We start from the raw sequence: 18,418 nt of genomic DNA, 5'->3' as shown, positions 1-18,418 counted from the left end.
ACGTAACGCAAGACGAAAAAAATGCCCGCAGTATCTGCGGGCATTTTTTATGGGGAACGCTAACTGCTTATTTCAACCACAGGCGCATCGAATCCCAGGCGCGGCCGAAGATCGTGGCCTGGTTGATGGTTTCCAGCGCAACGACCGGCAGTTCCAGCAGGACCTTGTCGTCGACCATCATTTTCAGCTTGCCGACAGGCGCGTTTTCAGCCAGTGGCGCGACCAGCGGGTCCTTGCGTTCCAGCACAGGTTTCATCTTGGCAGCCGTGCCTTTTGGTACGGTGACGAGCACATCGCGGGCGAAACCGATTTTCACGGTGCCTTTCGAGCCCTTCCACACTTCCGGCGTGGCCACGGCCTGGCCTTTCGAGTACAGCTTGACCGTATCGAAGTTCTGGAAGCCCCAGTTCAGCAGCTTCTGGCTTTCCTGCGTGCGGGCCTGGTCCGACGTGGTGCCCAGCACCACGGAGATCAGGCGGCGCTCGCCCGTGCCGCCTGGACGGCGGGCCGAGGCGATCATGCAATAGCCGGCCGCTTCCGTGTGGCCCGTCTTCATGCCGTCCACGGTTGGGTCCAGCCACAGCAGGCGGTTGCGGTTAGGCTGGGTGATCTTGTTGTACGTAAAGCTTTTCACGGAATCGATTTTGTAGAATTCCGGGTAGTCGGCGATCACGCGCTTGGCCAGCACGGACAGGTCTTGTGCTGTGGAATAGTTATCTGGGCTAGGCAAGCCATGCGGATTGGCAAAACGCGTGTTTTTCAGACCCATGCGTTGCGCTTCGCGGTTCATCAGCACGACGAAGGTGCCTTCATCGCCGGCAACGGCTTCAGCCAGAGCCACGGCGGCATCGTTACCCGATTGAATCATCAGGCCATGCAGCAAGTCGTCGATCGACACGGGCGTGGCCGGGTCGATGAACATCTTCGAGCTGCTCGAATCGACTTTCCAGGCACGCACGGACACATTCACTTTTTGGTCCAGCGCCAGTTTCTTTTCGCGGATGGCGGCAAACGTCAGGTAAGCCGTCATGATCTTGGTCAACGAAGCCGGCTCGATGCGCGCGTCCGGATCTTGCGAAGCAATGATCTGGCCACTGGTGGCGTCAAGCAACAGCCAGGACTTGGCGGCGATGGTCGGGGCTGGAACGCTCTGGGCGTAGGCGGCGGAAAAGAACAATACACTGGAGGCCAGTGCCGCTAAAAGTTTTTTCATGGGGCTGGTCTGCGAGAAAAAGATGAAGGCTGAGGGCCATGCTGTTGCTACCTGCATGGCCGCGTGGAAAAAACGGATCAATTATAGCCGTGGAGGCGCTAGTAAGCCCACACTTCAATGATCATCTGCTGCTATTGCGGGTTTGTCACCATGCCACAGGGCAATCACGAGGTTCTTGATGTGATTGAGCTTGCGGTGGAAAAAGTGGTCGGCGCCGGGGATCACGATCACGGGAATGTCTTGTGGACGGGCCCAGTCGAAGACGGCGGACAGGGGAATCGTGTCGTCCAGTTCGCCGTGGATCAGGATGGTGTCGGCGGGAATGTCCGCCATGGCCCACTTGCCGGCCGCGCTGCCGATCAGCGCCAGGCGCTCGGCGGGCGTGCCGGCGGCGGCCAGGCGTTCCTGCAGTTTCGATTGCACGAAGGTGCCGAACGAGAAACCGGACAAGGCCACGGGCAAGCCCGGATACAGGCCGCGCATGTGTTCATACAGCAACTGCATGTCGTCCGTCTCGCCCACGCCATGGTCGTGCACGCCTTCGGAAGCACCCACGCCGCGGAAGTTGATGCGCGCCACCACGTAACCGAGCGCGACAAACGCGCGCGCCAGGGTTTGCGTGACCTTGTTATCCATCGTGCCGCCGTACAGCGGATGCGGGTGGGCAACAAGGGCGATGCCGCGCGGAGTGTCTGCCGGGAAATCGAGCAAGCCTTCCATGCTGCCTGCATGGCCGGCGAGGGTAAATTTTTCCGAGTTTCTGTTCATGATGCTCATACTGGTGGGTATCTCTTAAATTGGCATTAAATCTTGAGGCGTTCGACAATTTTGCCGCCCACCAGGTGCGTATCGATGATTTCATCGATATCGCTGGTGTCGACATAGGTGTACCAGGTCGCTTCCGGGTAGATCACCAGCAGCGGGCCTTCTTCGCAGCGGTCCATGCAGCCGGCCTGGTTGATGCGGATCTTGCCCGCGCCATTCATGTCGAGTTCCTTGATGCGGCGCTTGCAATGTTTTTGCGCCGCTTCCGCGCCATGGTCGCCGCAACTGTTGCGGCCGTCTTCACGTTTATTCATGCAGAAAAAAACGTGGCGTTCAAAATACGGTGCGTCGCTCATACTATTCTCCTGCTGATTCATCAATGCGCCATGATAACGCTTATGGGTGGTCTTCGCGACGCTGGCGCTGCGCGTCTTCCTGCCGGTTCAGGCGGTGCGAGGGCAGGCACAGGAACCACAGGGCCATGAAGGGCCACAGCAAGGCGAGGAATTGCGCCGCGCCATTGAAGTTGAGGAACTTGCCTTGCACCCAACCTTGCAAGGTCGACATGAAATACGGGTTGATCGGCGTCGTATTCACCATTACCAGGCTCAGCAGCAAGGTGGCGGCCGCGATGCGGCGCTGTGCCACGTGCGGCGCGAACGCCAGGCCGCCCAGCATGATCAGGCCGATCAGGAAACCGCCCTGGGCGCCCGGCGTGATCCAGACGAAGGCGTTTTCCGGCGAAAACAGCAGCGCGCTGGCCATCGAGCGCACGGTCAGGGCGGCGGCGATGAGGATCAGCATCAGCACGGCGCGGGGCGCGGCGCGGCGCAGCAGGCACAGCAAGGTAAGCACGGCGCCCGTCATGCCGCAGGCCGTGATAATGGTTTCTGAAAGCCAATATTGCTCGACAGTTAAGATCACGTCGGGCCGCAGATAGGTGGCCAGGTCGATCTCCATGCCCGCCAGGCGCGACAGCCAGTCCGACAGGATGGGCAGCAGCTGGCCCAGGCCGAACAGATAGCCTTGCGGATAGATTTGCGCCAGCGGCCACAGGGCCACCAGCACCAGGCCCTGGCTGGCGTGCTGGGCAAACCAGCGCTGGCGCAGGCGGTACAAATGGCTATGGTCGAGCAGCTTGCGCGCCGTCAAGGCGCCGATGAGGGAACCGATGAAGCAGCCGGCCGAGTTCGTATAAAAGTCCAGGTTCGACGAGACGCGGCTGGGCAGATAGGTTTGCACGGCTTCCATGCTGCCGGAAATCAACACGCCGCACAGGCTGGCGACGATGACTGCAAAGAAACCTGTGATCCTTGGAAACAGCGAATACACGATCAAGGCGCCCAGCGGGATGTAGCCGACGACGTTGATGCCCACGTCGAAGCCCGTCCAGTAACGGGGCATGCGCGTGTTTTCCAGGAACGTCAGCGGCGACAAGCCATTGCTGTGCCAACCCGTGAATGGAAACCAGCTGGCGTACACGATCAGGAAGACGTAGGCGAGCAGGGTCGCGCGCGACACGGGCGAGGAGCGGACGGGCGGCAGTGGTGCCGCCGGACTGGCGGGAGAAGCTGGCGCCGTCATTCTTTCGGGATGGTCAGCGTGCCCAGCCAGGTCAGCAGGTCGGCGGCGATGGCGTCCGAGGCCGCCGCCAGCGCCTGCGCGCCCCCTTGCGCGTCGGCGCTGCTTGCCGGGCCGCTGCGGCTGAAGGTTTTCTGGTCGATCAGGCGGTGGCCGCGGAACAGCGAGGCGCGCAGCGACACGTGGCCGCTGCTCTGCGTCTGCGTATCGAAGTTTTGCGAAAAATCATCGACGTCGATGCGCAGCAGGGGCATGCCGGCGGCCGCGTCCGTGGTCGACAGCACTTTCACGCCGCTTTGCGCCACGCGCGTCTTCAGGCGCTGGCTCAGCAATTGCAGCGGCGGCGTGTTCCAGCGGTTGTAGGCGTACGGCCGCGATTGCTGCGCGTCGGCGTACAGCAAGCGGTAATACATGCGCTGGCTGTCCAGCCAGGAGGGACCGTTGGCGTCGGCGATCACCAGCACGGGCACGGCAGGCGCGGCCGGTTGCGCGGCTGCCGGCGGCGCGGCCGGGCCGAAGTCATAGAAAGTGGGGACGGGGCCGCGGCTGGCGCAGCCGCCGAGCAACAATGCCGTGGCCAGGGTCAGCACGCTGACAGGGGAAAAGCGGGGGAAGTTCATCGTGCAATCTCCTTATTTGCCCGGCGCCGAAAAACCGGGCTCGCCCGGGCCGGGCGGAATGTCTGGGGCGCCGAACAAGATGCTCTGCGGCTGTTCATTGAGCGTGCTCATGGTGGTTTTCAGGGCGCGCATCGAGGAACGCGCCTCGCCGCTCAGCTCGATTACCTGCGGCAAGACTTCCAGCGATACGCCATTCGCCACCGTTTCCACCGAATTGCCGACCCGGTCGACCGTGCCATTGACCTTCTCGAGCACGCCGCCGGGCGCCTGGATATCGTTGCCCAGCTTTTTCCACGTGGCCGTCAAGTCCGACACGTTCTTGCTGGCCGTACTGACGGCCGTCAAGGTTTGGCGCGTTTGTTCCGTCAACTGCGGCAATTGCGTCAAGGTCGGTTCCAGCTGCTGCGGAATGGCGCCGAAGGCCTTGGCCGCCTTGCCCACTTCGTTGAAGGCGCCCAGCATGGCCGCCTGGTTGTCGGGGCTGAGCAGGTTATTCACCTTGTTGGTGATCTGTTCGGCCTGGTCGAGGATGCGCTTGCCGCGCTTTTCCAGCTGGTCGAGCAAGCCCGCGCGCAGGGGGATCAGCGAGGGCTTGTCCTTGCTGGTGCCCAGCAGTGTCGAACCCACGTGCTCGTCGTCGAGCTGGATGTAGGCGATACCCGTTACGCCCTGGTAGCCCAGGGTGGCAAAGGTGGTGTTGGTGACGGGGGTGTCCGGCGCCACGCTGATGTGCACGAGGATTTGCCCCGCTTTTTGCGTGTCGAAGTCGATGGCGTCGACCTTGCCCACTTCCAGACCCCGGTAGCGCACGGTCGCCTGCGGATTGAGGCCCGGCACGGACAGGGTGGTGGCGAGCAGGTACGGCACCCGTTCCACGCGGTCGCGGTTGAACCAGACGCCGAACAGGATGGCGGCCACCAGCAGGGTGAGTGTAAAAAATCCCGTCATCAGGGCATGTGATCTGTTTTCCATTACTTCTCCGCTTTCTTGTCTGTGCCGGCGTCGTCGCCCGGCTGCGCCGCCTTGCCGGCCGCCTGTTTCTCGTCGAGGACGGCCAGCGCGCGCTTGCCGCGGTCGCCGAGGAAAAATTGCTTGATGAACGGGTGGTCGACTTCGATCACCTCGCGCGTGGGGCCGATGGCGATCACGTGTTTTTCCGCCAGCACGGCGATGCGCGTGGACAGGGCGAACAAAGTGTCGAGGTCATGCGTGACCATCACCACCGTCAAGCCCAGTTCGCGGTGCAGCGACTGGATCAGGGACACGAAACTTTCCGACAGGTCCGGATCCAGGCCGGCCGTCGGTTCGTCGAGGAACAGCAGCTTCGGTTCCAGCGCCAGGGCGCGCGCCAGAGCCACGCGCTTGATCATGCCGCCCGACAAGTCCGACGGCATTTTCAGCGCATGTTCCGGGCCCAGGCCCACCATATTCATCTTCAATAGTACCGCGTCGTGCACCAGCGCCTCGGGCAGCACGCGCAATTCGCGCATCGGCTGGGCCACGTTGTCGAACACGGTCAGGGCCGAATACAGGGCGCCTTGCTGGAACAGCATGCCCCAGTGGTTGCGCAACTGCTGCAACTGGTCGGAACTTGCCTGGTTGATATCTTCGCCAAAGACTTTGACGCATCCGCGCGCCGGATGTTCCAGGCCCAGCATCTGGCGCAGCAGCACCGTCTTGCCCGTGCCGGAGCCGCCCACGATGGAAAGGATCTCGCCCCGTTCGATTTCCAGGTTCAAGTCCTGGTGCACGACGGTGCGGCCGAACTTGGTCCACAGATTGGTGATTTCCACCACGGGCGCGTCGCCATGCAGGTTGAACTGGCCTTCCTTGCCCGTGCCACAGGCGATATTGGTGTCGTCCGCCATCAGTAGCCCACTCCATTGAAGACGATGGCGAACACGGCGTCGGCCAGGATCACGACCGTGATGGCCGTGACGACGGCAGTGGTGGTGCCGCGCCCCAGGCTTTCCGTGTTGGCCTTGATGCGCAGGCCGAAATGGCACGAGACGAGCGCGATCAGCATGCCGAAAATCACGCCCTTGCCCAGGCCGATCATGTAGTTGGCCAGCGGCACGGCATCCGGCAGCTTCTGGATGAAGTAGCGCGCCGACAGGTTCAGTTCCACCTTGGCCGCCACCATGCCGCCGATCAGCGCGGCCGTGTCCGTCCAGATGACGAGCAGGGGCATGGAAATGGCCAGGGCCAGCACTTTCGGCATGATCAGGCGGAAACCGTGCGAAATGCCCATCACCAGCATGGCGTCGAGCTCTTCCGTGACGCGCATGACGCCCAGCTGGGCCGTGATGGAGGAGCCCGAGCGGCCCGCCACGAGGATGGCGGCCAACAATGGCCCCAGTTCGCGGATGACGCTCATGCCCAGCAGGTTGACCAGGTAAATGTCGCCGCCAAAGGCGCGCAGTTGCTGCGCGGACAGATAGGACAGCACGACACCGATCAGGAAGCCGACGAGGGCCGTGATGCCCAGCGCCTGGAAGCCCGCATGGAAGATATTGGCGGAAATTTCGCGCCACGGCCCGCGCATGGGATGGCGCGCAAAGCGGCCGATATCCTGCGTGACCTGGCCCACGAGGGCGATAAAACCCTTTAAATGTTGGAAAAACAGCAAAATAGCCATGCCCAGCTTCATCACGGGCGTGAGGCGGTTGGCGCGCGAGGGCGGCGTTTCCAGTGGCCCCGTTTCCTCGATGCGCCGGAAAAACTCTTCCTGCGACGGCGCCAGGGTCAGTTGCGCGGGACGCCGCTTGCCCCAGGCATTCCAGAACAGCTGGGCGCCGATATGGTCCATGCTGTCGATGGCGGACAGGTCCCATTGCGCCTTCGCATCGCCCTGCAAGGGCTTGAGCTGGGCCTCGATGGCCTTGATCGCATTGTCATGCGCCAGCGCGTGCACCTGCCAGGTGCCGCTGGCAGTGACAAGGGCTCCCTGTTGGGAGCTGGTCTGGGAGAGGGTCAGTTTCGGCGATTGTACAGTCGGCATCGTGCCAGTTTAAGGGAGAATGGCGCAGACCGCCACCGCTGTTCAATCGCCGGCCTGTCAGGACGCCAGGTGGCGCGCCTGCCGCTGCGGCAGGGCGACGTCCGGACGCACCTTGGCATTGCTAGTACTCACTTCGGCTGGCTTGGCGTGCGCGGCCGCCTGCGCGCCGCCCGCATAGTCGCTGGCCACGAGGGCATTGGCTTCAAGCGCGCTCATGCCGCGCGTCTGCAGCCATTGCGCCACCAGCTTGGCCAGGCGTTCCATGGCGATGCGGTGCGTGGCATCCGTGTGGGCGTACAGCCAGTTCGAAAAGTCCATGAAGTTTTCAAACGGCGCATCGCCCAGCATCCATTGCACCGTATTGGCGAAGCGGCCCGAGTTGGCCACCAGGTCCCAGTAGCGGGCGAAGCGCACGAGGCGCTGCATGCTCATGAAATCGAGCTGTTTGTTCGCCAGGATGGTGTACGGCGGGTGCGGGTCGAACACCATGCCATAGTTTTCCGTATGGCGGATGATGGGCGTGCCGCGCAGCCGTTTTAATATGCCGAACTGGATTTCATGCGGTTTCAGGGCCACCAGCTTGTTGAAGCCGGCCGCGAAGCTCGCTTCATCCTCGCCCGGCAAGCCGGCGATCAAGTCCACGTGCAAGTGGGCGTTCGATTCTTCGCACAGCCAGCGGATGTTGTCGGCCGCCTTTTGATTGTCCTGCTTGCGGCTGACCAGCGATTGCACGTCCGGATTGAAACTCTGGATGCCAATTTCAAATTGCAGCGCGCCGGGCGGGAATTTGCTGATGCCTTCCTTCAAGGCGTCGGGCAAGTGGTCGGGCACCAGTTCGAAGTGGGCGTAGATCGGATCGTCCGGATTCGCTTCGATCTTGTCCAGAAAGAACTGCATGATCTTCAGGCTGGTCTTGATGTTCAGGTTGAAGGTGCGGTCGACGAACTTGAACAGGCGCGCGCCGCGCGCATGCAGGGACTCCATCTCGGCCAGGAAGTTCTCCAGCGCGAAGGGCCAGGCCGTCTTGTCCAGCGCCGACAGGCAGAATTCGCACTTGAACGGGCAGCCGCGCGACGCTTCCACGTAGATCGTGCGGTGGCGGATATCGTCGTCCGTATACAAGGAGTAGGGCAGCTGCAGTTCCGCCAGCGGCGCCTGCACGCCCGCGTGGATCTTCATCAGCGGCTTGGGGCCGTGGAGGATCTCGCCGCACAGCTTGGGGAAGGTGACGTCGCCCCAGCCCGTGATCAGGTAGTCGGCCAGCTTGACTATCTCTTGCTCGCCTGCCTCATGCGACACTTCCGGCCCGCCCAGCACGATGACGACCTCGGGCGCCACGCGCTTGAGCATGGCCACCAGCTTCGTCGTTTCCTCGACGTTCCATATATACACGCCAAAACCGATGATGCGCGGCTTGTTGACGAGGATGCGCTCGACCAGTTCCGTGGTTTTCGTGCCGATGACGAATTCCTGCAGCCGCGTCTGCGCTTGCAGCGGCCCCATATTGGCCAGCAAATAGCGCAATCCCAGCGAGGCGTGGGTGTAGCGGGCGTTCAGGGTGGAGAGCAGGATGGTCATGGGAGGCGATTGAAACGGCGAAACCGCTATTTTACGCTGTCGCGTCAGCTGTGCGCTGCGGCCACAAATGCCATGTTACCATTTGTCAATAATTACTAACTTGTCAATGCTACGGCGGGTAAAAAGGGATATACGGTGCTGGCGAAAAAAGTACTCAATAAGAAAGTTCTGCTCGGGGCGCTGGCTGGCGTGGCCGTGGTGGCTGCCGCGCTGGTCGGCTACCGGGTCTTCGGCTGGGGCATGCTGGGGCCGGTCAACGGCTTGAAGCTGGACTTATCCAGGCCCGACGCGCTGGTCCGCACGAAAAGCCTGTCGACCTTGCCGCGCGACTTGCTGACGGTGCCGCTGGCGCGCGACGTGCTGCGCGAGGATTTCCTGTTCTATTACGAGCAGAGCGAAGACCGGCTGGGGCTCAAGGGCAGCTTGCGCCGCATCGCCTACGAACATGAACTGGGCTGGGGCGACCAGCTGCTGCGCATGGTGCTGGACCAGCCCGCGGAAGTGGCCCTGTGGCGCGACGCCGACGGCTCGCTCAAGCATTTTGCCATCGCCGTATCGCGCAACCAGCTGACGCGCCTGCTCGAGGAAGCGGGCAAGATCGCCTTGAAGGATACGCAGATGCGCGTGGCCGGCAGCTTGCGCGTCGATGGCGGCCAGGTGCCCGTGTATGCGCTCAACTACGCCTACCAGCGCACCTTGCTGTTTGCCGCGCACGGCCAGCGCCTGGTCATCCTGTCCCATCCCGGCATGCTGTATGGCGGCAGCGACGGCAAGAGCGGCGATGGCACGGCCGAGAAAACCGTGGCCAGCCTGCTGGCGCCCGAAGCCGCCAAACAGAACGTCTTTCATGCGCAATTCCATCTCGACGGCGCTCCGCCCGAGGGCCACAGCATCGCCGTCAAGGCGGATTTCCTGTCGTTCGGCTACCAGCCCTTCTTCGGCGCGCTCGAAGCGCTGCGCTTCGATTTTCAAAAGGGCGCCTGGCAGTCCAAGGTGCTGCTCAATGCGGACAAGCTGAAAAACGGCGGCTATGACAGCAGCGCCCTGTGGCCCGTGCTGCCGCACAGTCCCAGCGCCTGCTTCAGCGTGCCGGTGGACTGGGCCGCGCTGCAGCCCGTGCTCAAGCGCCTGGGGAGCAAGACTTCCGAGCCGGTGGTGCCGCTGGCCGGGCACTTGCAAGGGCCGGCCGCCGCCTGCTGGTACGGCACTTCGCGCCTGCATACGCCGGTGTTTGTCGCCACGCGCAGCGCGCAGGCCGGGGATGACGCTGCATATGGCAGCCTGTTCGAGGCGGCCATCGGCGGCAAGGACCCCGTGCGCAAGACGACCGGCAAGGATGCTAAAGGTGAATTCGTACGTTGGGAGCGCAGCGTCGCCACGGCCCTGGGCCAGTCCACGCCGGCGCTGGCTGTGGCCGGCAATACGGTTGTCTTCTCGGCCGACGGCAAGCTGGTGGACCAGGTGCTGGCCGTGCGCCGCAAGCAGGCGCCGGCGGCCAGCGACCTGCTGCCCGATGGCGCGCACACCATCGGCCTGATCGCGCCCGCGTCGCTGGCCCGGCTGATCCAGCTGGAAGCCTTCGATACCCTGCCGGCGAATAACGAACCGGTACTGCGCGCGGCCGCCAACGAACACCTGGTGCCGCGCCTGAACGCCTTGAAAAAATATCCGCCGCTGCGCATGGTGCTCAAGCGGCAGCCAGCCAGCGGCACCGCATGGGAAGCGCTGGAATGGCAGGAGACTGCGCGATGACGGTGCGGCACGCGCGCCGCGCGGCCTTGCGCTGGCTCGCGGCTTGCGCCGCCACCGCGGCAGTGCCCCGGGCGTGGGCCCTGCGCGCGGCCGCCGAACCGCAAGTGCAGCTGTCGCAAGCCCAGAGCCGCGCCTTCCAGGCCTGGATGTTGCGCATTGTCAATGTGCAGATCGAACGGGGGCCGTCGCCGCGCTGGACGCACCGCGATTGCGCAGGCCTCGTGCGCTTTGCCGTCAATGAGGCGCTCACCGTGCATGACGCGAAATGGCTGCGTGCGAACGGCATCGCCAGCGACCGGCGCCTGCCGCCCGAACTGGGATTGAGCGGGGCCCAGGCGGCCTTGCGCAACCGCTGGGTGCAGACGGATGGCACGGTCGGCCACTTCGTCACGGCGCTGGCGCTGGTGCAGCACAACAGCCGTTTCATCGCCCGCGAAATCAGCCAGGCGCTGCCCGGCGACCTGCTGTTTTTCGACCAGGGCGATGAACAGCACCTGATGGTCTGGATGGGGGCGCGCATCGCCTACCACACCGGCACCGTCACCCCCGACGACAATGGTCTGCGGACCGTCGATATCAAAGAACTTACGAGCTGGAAGGACACGCGGTGGCAACCTGTGGTCAACAATCCGAATTTCGCCGGTGTGTTCCGGCTGGCGTTCCTGTCATGAAGCTTCTCATGAAGCTGTTATTTTCCAGCCTGCTGGCGTTGGTCCTCATTGGCGGCGCCTCGGCGCAGGAACGCGAACCGAGCAACTACGCCACCTTCAAGGGCGAACCCTTCTTTCTGCTGTCGGACGCCAGCTACGGCAGTCTTGATGAAGCGCGCGTGCGCCTGGAAGTGCCGGGGCGCGACATGGGGCGCATGAACCTGGAAGCGTATTCGGGCGCCGACATCGTCGTCTACCGCGTGCCCGAACCGATGGAATTCCTGAAAAAGCAGCGCAATCTGCACCGCATCCAGGTCGAGGGCAATTACCAGGGCGAAGGCCTGGCCAATACCCTGAGCTTTCTGTGGGATAGCTGGTGGAAGCAGTCGCGCCTGGCCTGGCGCAAGCTGTTTTCCGGCGAGGCGCGCCTCGCGGTAACGAAGGAACAGCCGCAATTGGCGACGAATGACGCGATCCGCCGGCGCACTGTGTTCGCCAACCATCCGCAATACAAGCCGATCAAGGGCATGGAGCTGGTCGACAGCTTCCGCTATCCGATCTGGCAAGCCAAGGCCATCACACCGCCGAAAGGCGTCAAGCTCGATGGATCGAGCAGCGATTTCATCGTCGCCGGTGCCGGTAACGTGATGATCCCGCTGGGCAAACGCCAGCCTGGCTTGTACCTGATCGAAGCGATCATCGGCGAACACCGCGCCACCACCCTGGTGTTCGTGTCGGATACGGTGGCCGTCACCAAGGTATCGTCCGGCCAGATGCTGGTGTGGACGGCGCGGCGCGACAACAGCGCCGCCGTGGCCGGCGCCAGCGTGGCGTGGACCGACGGCACCGGCGTGCTGCAGTCGGCCACCACGGGCGCCGACGGCGTCGCCTCGCTCGAGCGCGGCAGCCCCGAACACACGTATGTGCTGGGCCAGGACCGCGCCGGCGGCGTATTCGTGTCCGAGAATTTTTATTACGACAGCGAGATCTACAACACCAAGATTTATGCGGTGACGGATCGCCCCCTGTACCGGCCAGGCGACGAAGTCAACGTCAAGTTTGTGGGCCGCGAATTCACGTCGGCGCGCAACTCGCAGGCGGCGGCCAGCGCGCCGTTAAGCTTGATCGTGCTCAATCCGAATGGCACGCCGCTGCTGACGCAGACGCTGCAGTTATCGGGCGACACGGGCGCCGATACGCGCTTCCGCCTGCCGACGGAAGCCACCGCCGGCGGCTATCAACTGCGCTTCAACTACAAGGACGGCGCCTATGGCGCGGCCTTCCGCGTGGCCGAATACATCAAGCCGCACTTTGAAATCAACGTCCAGCCAGCGAAACCGGAATTCAAGACGGGCGAAGCGGTCAAAGGCAGCATCGCGCTGCGCTACCCCGATGGCAAGCCGGTGAAAAACGCGAAGATGACCCTGTCGCTGCGCGGTCAGCAGAACACCATGGTCGAGGGCGAGTTGCGTTACAGCGGCCTGTTCCCCGTGGCCTTGAAGACCGAGGAAGTGACGAGCGACGGCAGCGGCAATGTGGACTTCACCTTGCCGCCCGCCGCCGATCCCTCGCGCTATATATTGACCGTACTGGCGACCGATGGCGCGGCCTACCGCGTCAAGGCGACGCGCGAGCTGATGATAGAACGCTCGAGCAGCAGCTACCAGTTGAAGGCCGCGCGCCAGTTTTCCGATCCGGGCCAGTCCGTGCATTTCGACTTGCTGGCCGATGGCCAGGGCGCGGCCAAGCCCGTGCGCTGGGAGATGGTGCAGCTGGAAAAACAAGGCAAGACCGAGGGCGCGTTCGATCCAAACGCCAAGGGCTGGGACGTGACATTCCCCGCATCGGGTTCGTATCAGCTGGCGCTGCGCGACGAACGGGGCAACCTGCTGGCCGCCGCCAGCCACTGGGTCGCCGGCGATGGCGTGCAAACGACGCCGGGCAGCATCGAGATCGTGCTGGACCGCGCCCGCTATCGTCCGGGCGACACCGCCGAAGCCTTGATCACGTTCTCGGACAAGGTCGACCAGGCGCTGTTGACGCTCGAACGCGACAAGGTGGAGCACCATGGCTTGATGGCCGGCGCCGCGGATTGGTACCAGGCGAAGCGCGTGGCGCCGCGGCAGTGGCGCGTGCGCATCCCCGTCAAGGAGGAGCACGGCCCGAACATGACGTTTTCGGTGGCATACACGCGCCATGGTGATTTCGTTTTCGAGAATGCGGGCCTGCAAGTGATCGAGCCGCGCATCGCGCTGCAGTTCAAAAGCGACAAGGAGGTCTACCAGCCTGGCGAGAAGGTGACCCTGGACGTCAAGGCCACCCTCGACGGCAAGCCGCTAAGCACCATGGTGGCGCTGGGCGTGGTCGATGAAATGATTTATGTGCTGCAGCCGGAAATCGCGCCGGATATCGGCGACTTCTTCTACCATCCGCGCCGCAACAACGTGCGCACCACGGCCAGCCTGTCTTTCATCAGCTACGACATGGCGCATGGCCGCACCGCCGGTGCGCCCGCGCGCCACAATTACAACGAGCGCGGCGTCAAGGTGCTCGAACGTCCGCGCCGCGACAATATCGATACGGCGTACTGGGCGCCATCGCTGAAGACCGACGCGAATGGCAATGCGCGCGTGAGTTTCACCATGCCGGACGCGCTGACCCGCTGGAGGATTACGGGCCGCGCGATGGACGAGCAGGGGCGCGTGGGCCAACGCACGGCCTATCTGCGTTCGGACAAAAACTTCTATGCCAAGTGGACGGCGCCCGACTGGATGCGCGCTGGCGATGCGCCGCGTGCCTCGGTGGCCGTGTTCAACCAGACTGGCAAGGAGCAGGCGCTTGACGTCGTTCTCTCCGGCGGTGCGCAGCCGAAGACGGAAAAACTGTCCGCCAAACCGGGCGTCAACTACGTCGAGTTTCCGCTCGCTGCTGGCGCTACCGGGCCGCTGCGCCTGGAGCTGAAACAGAACGGCAAGCTGGTCGACGCGCTGGACACGGCCATGCACACCTTGCCCGCCGCCTGGAGCAGTCCGCGCACCCTGGTGCTGCCGCTCGATGGCGCCGCCGGTGATATTCCACTCAAGCTGCCGGCGGACGCGCGCAATATCCGCATCTCGTTCGCGCAAGGAGCAGCCAGCCAGTTCGCGCGCATCGCCGACGACCTGATCGACTATCCATATGGCTGCGTGGAGCAGACGGCGAGCCGTTTGATTCCGCTGGCGCTGGCCACGCAAAGCCTGGGTCCGGACGCCGGCGCGGCGGGCGAGCGTCTGCAAACGCTGCTGACGGCGCAGCGCCTGCGCCTGGTGTCGATGGCGGGCCCCAACGCCGTCTTCGGTTGGTGGGGGAACGCCACGGCCGGCAATGCCTTGATGACGGCCTACGCCTATTACGCGGACTGGTACGCTGCGCGCGCGCTGCGCATCGAGCTGCCGCCCGAGCACTGGAACAAGCTGCTGGCCGTCTACAGCGAACATGGCTTGAAGGATGCGATGGGTGATCGCGCGCTGGTGCTGTGGATGGCGCGCGAAATGGGCTTGCCCACGCAGACATTGGCAGCCGGTCTGGTGGACGACAGCGCCATCGCCGTCCTGGGCGGCAAGCCGCGCCAGGCGGGCGACAGTAGCAGCCTGCTGCTGGGCGGAGCCCTTGACCGCGAAGCGCAAGCGATGTCGCTGGGCCTGGTGGCGCTGGTGGCCGGCCAGAATGGCATCGCCTTGCCGCATGGGCTGCAACTGCAAGTGGCCAGCGCCTGGCAAGTCTTGCGCGAATCGAAAGCGCCGGTGGCGCAAGCCTTGCTGATGCTGGCCGGCGAAGTGCCGCCATCGCAGGCCGACGCGGTGCTGGCTGGCGTGCGCGCCGAGATGCCGACCCTGGACCGCGCGATGACGTTGATGTGGGTGCAAAAGAAACTGGGTGGCGCATCGTTCGGCAAGGGACCGGCCGTCACGCTGGATGGCGCCTGGCAAAAACGCGACAGTCGCAGCGGCCAGCCGGTCTGGCGCTGGAGCGACGCCAAGGGCCAGCCTGACAAACTGCGTCTCGCGGCACCGGTGCCCGCAGGCACGGTGGCCGTGCTGCAGTACGACAGCCACGCCGTCGAAGTGCAAACCTTGCCGGTTGCCGTCGAGCGCCGCATCCTGCGCATGAAGGCGGGCAAGGGCGGCTACACGACGGAGCTGGTCAAGCCGGGCGAGGCGCTGAGCACGGACGCGCTGTACCTCGATGAAATCACCTTGAAGGCTGCACCGGGAGCGAAGCACCGCTTTGGTTTGCTGGAAGTGGCGCTGCCACCTGGCGCCATGGTCGAATCGACGACATGGGGCATGGTCATGGCAGGTGACAAGCCGGCCGCGCTGGAACGCGCGCGCCACACCGAACGCCGCGACGGCTATGCCGTGCCGATCGAGCCTTTGGCCGGCGACGTGACGGTGCGCCATTTGCTGCGCTTTGCGCAGAAGGGCAGTTATGTGCTGCCGCCAGCACGCTTTTACCGCATGTATCAGCCGGAGCAGAAAGCCTTCGAAGGCGGCGGCAAGACCACGCGCGCGCTGAAGGTCGAGTGATGCGCGTGGCACTTCCTGCATTGACGGCAACCCTGCTGCTGGCCGTACCTGCGTGGTCTGCATCGCTGGACGTGGCCTGGTGGCGCGATGGCAAGACGGAAGTGCGGCAGTTGCGCCAGGGCGGCGCCACGCAGCCCCCCTCGCCGCCGTTTGACGGCGCGCGGCAAGTACCGCTGGCCAGCCTGTGGAAGCTGTTCGTATATATATACGCGACGGATAACAAGGTGGCGATGCCGGATTACCGCTGCGGTGGCCGCGATCCGGAAGAGGTGTATTGCTGCGATGCGGGCCAGAGCATCGATCACGACGCGGCGCTGGCGCAGTCCTGCGGCCCATTTTTCTCGCCCAGGCGCTTGATGATCACGGCAGCGCCGTGGCGCAACTACTGGACCGGCCGTCTGGGGAGCGCGCCGGCAGGCGACTTTGCCTGGCTGGCGGATCCCGCGCAGATGGCGCCGGCGCGCACGGTGCGCCTGGATAGCCTGCTGCGCGCGCTGGACAGCATCCCGGCCGCCAGCCGCGTGGATGCCGAGGCAGCGCTGCTGCGCGTGGTGCTCGACGGACGCGGCGCCGGTACGGCGCGCTGGTTCGGCAGCCAGCTGCGCGTAAAGACGTATTCCTGGCACGAGCAGAAAAAGGGTCAGGCAGAAGAGCGTATCGGCGGCGCGGCCGGCTGGCTGGCCGACGGCACGCCGATCTGGTTTGGCGGCGCGGGCGGCAGCAGCAATGTCTTCGCACAGTGGGCGCCCAAGCTGGCCGCCAGTTTGCCGAAAGTGGGCGCGGCCGACGATGGCGGCTGCGTGGTCGTCGATTACTTCAAGCGCTATCCGATCCGCGCCGTGCGCGGCGAGCGTGGCGTGGCCGCAGCTGGCCCGCTGAATGGCCGCTACCATGTGCAATTCGAGAATGGCCAGAACCTCGCCTTGCGCAGCACCGGTGAACTGATGCTGTTGCAGGATAAGGGCGGCCGCCCGCAATTGCGCGGCCGCTTCGGCGTCAATGAATATGTGGCGCGCGTGCTCGACCGCGAAGCGAGCGCCGGCGAGCCGGAAGCGGCCAAGGCGCTGGCAATCGCCGCGCGCACGTATCTGCAGCAGAACGCGGTGACGGTGGCGGGCTGCCAGCAGATCGCCGACAGCAGCGCGACCCAGCGTGTCAGCCCCAGCCCCGCCACGCCGGCGGCGCTGGCGATTGCGCGCTGGACCGACCAGCTGATCGTCGATGGCGTCACCGTGCGCTATCACACTAACCAGCCGTCCGAGGGGACGATGGCGTGGAGCGAGGCGGTGCGCCAGGCCAGACAAGGCAAGCACTATGATGAATTGCTGGCGGCGGCGTATCCTGGCGGCGCGCTGAGCACCTTTGGCAATACCGGCGCGCGTTGCCGGCGCCTGGCGCAGAACGAGGACTGGCTGGCGCGGTCCGTGCCGCGCTGGCAGCGCGTGCTGCTGCGGGAGGCCGGCTACGAGGCGCCGTCGCAAGCGCCGCTGGTCTGCGCCTTGCAGAGCGGCGCGCCGTATTCGGAACAATCGCGCAACCGTATCTTCATGCGGCCGCTGGCCACGCGCGAAGACCGCATCACCTTGGCCCATGAATACCTGCATCTTGGCCTGCGCAACCATCCGCGCGGCCAGGACGAAGAATATGTCGAGCGGCTGGCCCGCCGGCTCGTCGACCTTAACCTGGAGGCCCTGTGAGTTTTTATATCCGCTGCTCGATTCCGCTAATGCTATTGCCAATCTGGGCGCAGGCCCAGGTCACCATCGACGCCCCCAGGAGCGGCTGGCGCAATTCGGCCGGCGCCAGCGAGCAATACACGCAAGCGGTCAACTACCCCGCCGCGTCGGTCAACCTGCAGCCGGGCCAGGCCGAGACGGCGCAGATACGGGGACGCATCGCAGGCGCCGTCAAGGGCAAGCCCGCTACTTTGGTGGTCAATGGCGTGGCGATGCCGATGGAAGTGGGCGAGGATGGCAGCTATGGCCGTCCGTATGGCTTCGGCAGCGGCTCGAACAGCGTGGAAGTGCGCTCGCCGGATGGCAGGAGCCGCGCGCGCACCCAGTTTGTCGACAGCTACCAGGGCAAGACCCAGGCGCGCTTGCGCATCGTGCTGTCCTGGGACAGCGCCGGCACCGACCTCGATATGCACGTGGTCACGCCGGACGGTGGCCATGCCTGGTACGGCAATCGCGTCCTGAAAGATGGCGGCGCGCTGGATGTGGACGTGACCACCGGATATGGCCCGGAAATTTTCTCCAGTGCGGCGCCCGTGAAGGGGAACTATCACGTCTATGTGAATTACTACGGCAGCGGCGAGAACACCGCCATGCTGACCGTCGCCCGCATATCGGTCATCACCAACGAAGGCACGCCACGTGAAAAGTTGCAGAGCTTCCAGGTGCCGATGCGGGCCGCCGGCGAACTGACCTTGGTGAAATCGTTCGTCTTGCCATAAATGGCTCTTGCGGACACGCTGTTGCTTGGCTATAATTCGCCCCCTCGCTGAACGACGCATGCAAATGCAGCGTAAAGTGAGAAAAGTTTTTAAGCGCAATGCGCTGAAAAACGGGGTTGACGGACGTAGCAAATTGCTTCATACTCTTCCTTCTTCGCAGCTGACAAACACAACGCTTTGTCGATAGCGCGAAAGCAGTACCGAATACAGTTCTTTAACAATTAACAGTCGATAAGTG

General features: G+C 64.1%; 14 protein-coding genes. 5 read left to right on the top strand and 9 right to left on the bottom strand.

The features are described 5' to 3' along the window. Positions 1 to 67 precede the first annotated feature (67 nt). The 9 genes from O3301_RS23115 to O3301_RS23075 all read right to left on the bottom strand — a co-directional run bounded on the left by O3301_RS23115 (position 68) and on the right by O3301_RS23075 (position 8,758). A complete protein-coding gene (locus O3301_RS23115) occupies positions 68 to 1,213 on the bottom strand; it encodes a D-alanyl-D-alanine carboxypeptidase family protein (RefSeq protein WP_099668326.1) in 1,146 nt (381 codons plus the stop codon). A gap of 114 nt (positions 1,214 to 1,327) precedes the next feature. Beyond that, entirely contained in the window at positions 1,328 to 1,981 is a 654-nt protein-coding gene (locus tag O3301_RS23110) for an alpha/beta hydrolase (RefSeq protein ID WP_305057616.1), read from the bottom strand. Positions 1,982 to 2,016: 35 nt separating this feature from the next. Continuing rightward, positions 2,017 to 2,334 (bottom strand): ferredoxin, encoded by a 318-nt coding sequence (locus O3301_RS23105; protein WP_034781335.1) that lies wholly within the window; start codon positions 2,332 to 2,334, stop codon positions 2,017 to 2,019. Positions 2,335 to 2,374: 40 nt separating this feature from the next. Next, positions 2,375 to 3,562 (bottom strand): VanZ family protein, encoded by a 1,188-nt coding sequence (locus O3301_RS23100; protein ID WP_289906929.1) that lies wholly within the window; start codon positions 3,560 to 3,562, stop codon positions 2,375 to 2,377. Beyond that, positions 3,559 to 4,179 carry an ABC-type transport auxiliary lipoprotein family protein gene (locus O3301_RS23095; protein WP_305057615.1) on the bottom strand — a complete coding sequence of 207 codons (621 nt, stop codon included), beginning with the start codon at positions 4,177 to 4,179 and terminating at the stop codon, positions 3,559 to 3,561. Before O3301_RS23095 ends, O3301_RS23100 begins: the two co-directional genes overlap by 4 nt. A gap of 12 nt (positions 4,180 to 4,191) precedes the next feature. Then, positions 4,192 to 5,151 carry an MlaD family protein gene (locus O3301_RS23090; RefSeq protein WP_099666176.1) on the bottom strand — a complete coding sequence of 320 codons (960 nt, stop codon included), beginning with the start codon at positions 5,149 to 5,151 and terminating at the stop codon, positions 4,192 to 4,194. Then, positions 5,151 to 6,047: an ABC transporter ATP-binding protein gene (locus tag O3301_RS23085; RefSeq protein ID WP_289913963.1), complete on the bottom strand. Its 897-nt coding sequence runs from the start codon at positions 6,045 to 6,047 to the stop codon at positions 5,151 to 5,153. Before O3301_RS23085 ends, O3301_RS23090 begins: the two co-directional genes overlap by 1 nt. Continuing rightward, complete coding sequence (locus tag O3301_RS23080) at positions 6,047 to 7,180, bottom strand: ABC transporter permease (protein WP_289906926.1); 1,134 nt, start codon at positions 7,178 to 7,180, stop codon at positions 6,047 to 6,049. Before O3301_RS23080 ends, O3301_RS23085 begins: the two co-directional genes overlap by 1 nt. Positions 7,181 to 7,237: 57 nt before the next feature. Beyond that, on the bottom strand, positions 7,238 to 8,758 hold the full coding sequence (locus O3301_RS23075; RefSeq protein WP_305057614.1) for a B12-binding domain-containing radical SAM protein: 1,521 nt from the start codon (positions 8,756 to 8,758) through the stop codon (positions 7,238 to 7,240). Between the two features lie 135 nt (positions 8,759 to 8,893). Between O3301_RS23075 and O3301_RS23070 the strand changes: the two genes are divergently transcribed. The 5 genes from O3301_RS23070 to O3301_RS23050 are packed head-to-tail and all read left to right on the top strand — an operon-like array spanning position 8,894 to position 18,180. After that, on the top strand, positions 8,894 to 10,510 hold the full coding sequence (locus O3301_RS23070) for a DUF2138 family protein (protein ID WP_305057613.1): 1,617 nt from the start codon (positions 8,894 to 8,896) through the stop codon (positions 10,508 to 10,510). Continuing rightward, positions 10,507 to 11,181, top strand: coding sequence for a DUF1175 family protein (locus tag O3301_RS23065; protein ID WP_305057612.1), 675 nt, complete (start codon positions 10,507 to 10,509; stop codon positions 11,179 to 11,181). Before O3301_RS23070 ends, O3301_RS23065 begins: the two co-directional genes overlap by 4 nt. Positions 11,182 to 11,189: 8 nt before the next feature. Further along, positions 11,190 to 15,725 carry an alpha-2-macroglobulin gene (locus O3301_RS23060; RefSeq protein ID WP_305057611.1) on the top strand — a complete coding sequence of 1,512 codons (4,536 nt, stop codon included), beginning with the start codon at positions 11,190 to 11,192 and terminating at the stop codon, positions 15,723 to 15,725. Continuing rightward, the gene (locus O3301_RS23055) at positions 15,725 to 17,422 is read left to right on the top strand and encodes a DUF2300 domain-containing protein (protein WP_305057610.1); all 1,698 of its coding nucleotides are present in this window, start codon (positions 15,725 to 15,727) and stop codon (positions 17,420 to 17,422) included. The genes O3301_RS23060 and O3301_RS23055 overlap by 1 nt, the downstream gene beginning before the upstream one ends. Positions 17,423 to 17,451: 29 nt before the next feature. Next, positions 17,452 to 18,180: a YfaP family protein gene (locus O3301_RS23050; RefSeq protein WP_099666184.1), complete on the top strand. Its 729-nt coding sequence runs from the start codon at positions 17,452 to 17,454 to the stop codon at positions 18,178 to 18,180. Positions 18,181 to 18,418: the final 238 nt, after the last annotated feature.

Origin of the sequence: Janthinobacterium sp. SUN211 (genome assembly GCF_030587315.1) — a bacterium.
GTDB classification, from domain to species: Bacteria; Pseudomonadota; Gammaproteobacteria; order Burkholderiales; family Burkholderiaceae_D; genus Janthinobacterium; species Janthinobacterium kumbetense.
The sequence above is the reverse complement of the archived record's forward strand: the minus strand, read 5'-3'. Positions and strand labels throughout refer to the sequence as shown.

Bases quoted from the DNA above. Each gene is read 5' to 3' on its own strand.
- O3301_RS23115 (WP_099668326.1), bottom strand. From the start codon at position 1,213: ATGAAAAAACTTTTAGCGGCACTGGCCTCCAGTGTATTGTTCTTTTCC.
- O3301_RS23110 (WP_305057616.1), bottom strand. From the start codon at position 1,981: ATGAACAGAAACTCGGAAAAATTTACCCTCGCCGGCCATGCAGGCAGC.
- O3301_RS23105 (WP_034781335.1), bottom strand. From the start codon at position 2,334: ATGAGCGACGCACCGTATTTTGAACGCCACGTTTTTTTCTGCATGAAT.
- O3301_RS23100 (WP_289906929.1), bottom strand. From the start codon at position 3,562: ATGACGGCGCCAGCTTCTCCCGCCAGTCCGGCGGCACCACTGCCGCCC.
- O3301_RS23095 (WP_305057615.1), bottom strand. From the start codon at position 4,179: ATGAACTTCCCCCGCTTTTCCCCTGTCAGCGTGCTGACCCTGGCCACG.
- O3301_RS23090 (WP_099666176.1), bottom strand. From the start codon at position 5,151: ATGGAAAACAGATCACATGCCCTGATGACGGGATTTTTTACACTCACC.
- O3301_RS23085 (WP_289913963.1), bottom strand. From the start codon at position 6,047: ATGGCGGACGACACCAATATCGCCTGTGGCACGGGCAAGGAAGGCCAG.
- O3301_RS23080 (WP_289906926.1), bottom strand. From the start codon at position 7,180: ATGCCGACTGTACAATCGCCGAAACTGACCCTCTCCCAGACCAGCTCC.
- O3301_RS23075 (WP_305057614.1), bottom strand. From the start codon at position 8,758: ATGACCATCCTGCTCTCCACCCTGAACGCCCGCTACACCCACGCCTCG.
- O3301_RS23065 (WP_305057612.1), top strand. From the start codon at position 10,507: ATGACGGTGCGGCACGCGCGCCGCGCGGCCTTGCGCTGGCTCGCGGCT.
- O3301_RS23060 (WP_305057611.1), top strand. From the start codon at position 11,190: ATGAAGCTGTTATTTTCCAGCCTGCTGGCGTTGGTCCTCATTGGCGGC.
- O3301_RS23055 (WP_305057610.1), top strand. From the start codon at position 15,725: ATGCGCGTGGCACTTCCTGCATTGACGGCAACCCTGCTGCTGGCCGTA.
- O3301_RS23050 (WP_099666184.1), top strand. From the start codon at position 17,452: ATGCTATTGCCAATCTGGGCGCAGGCCCAGGTCACCATCGACGCCCCC.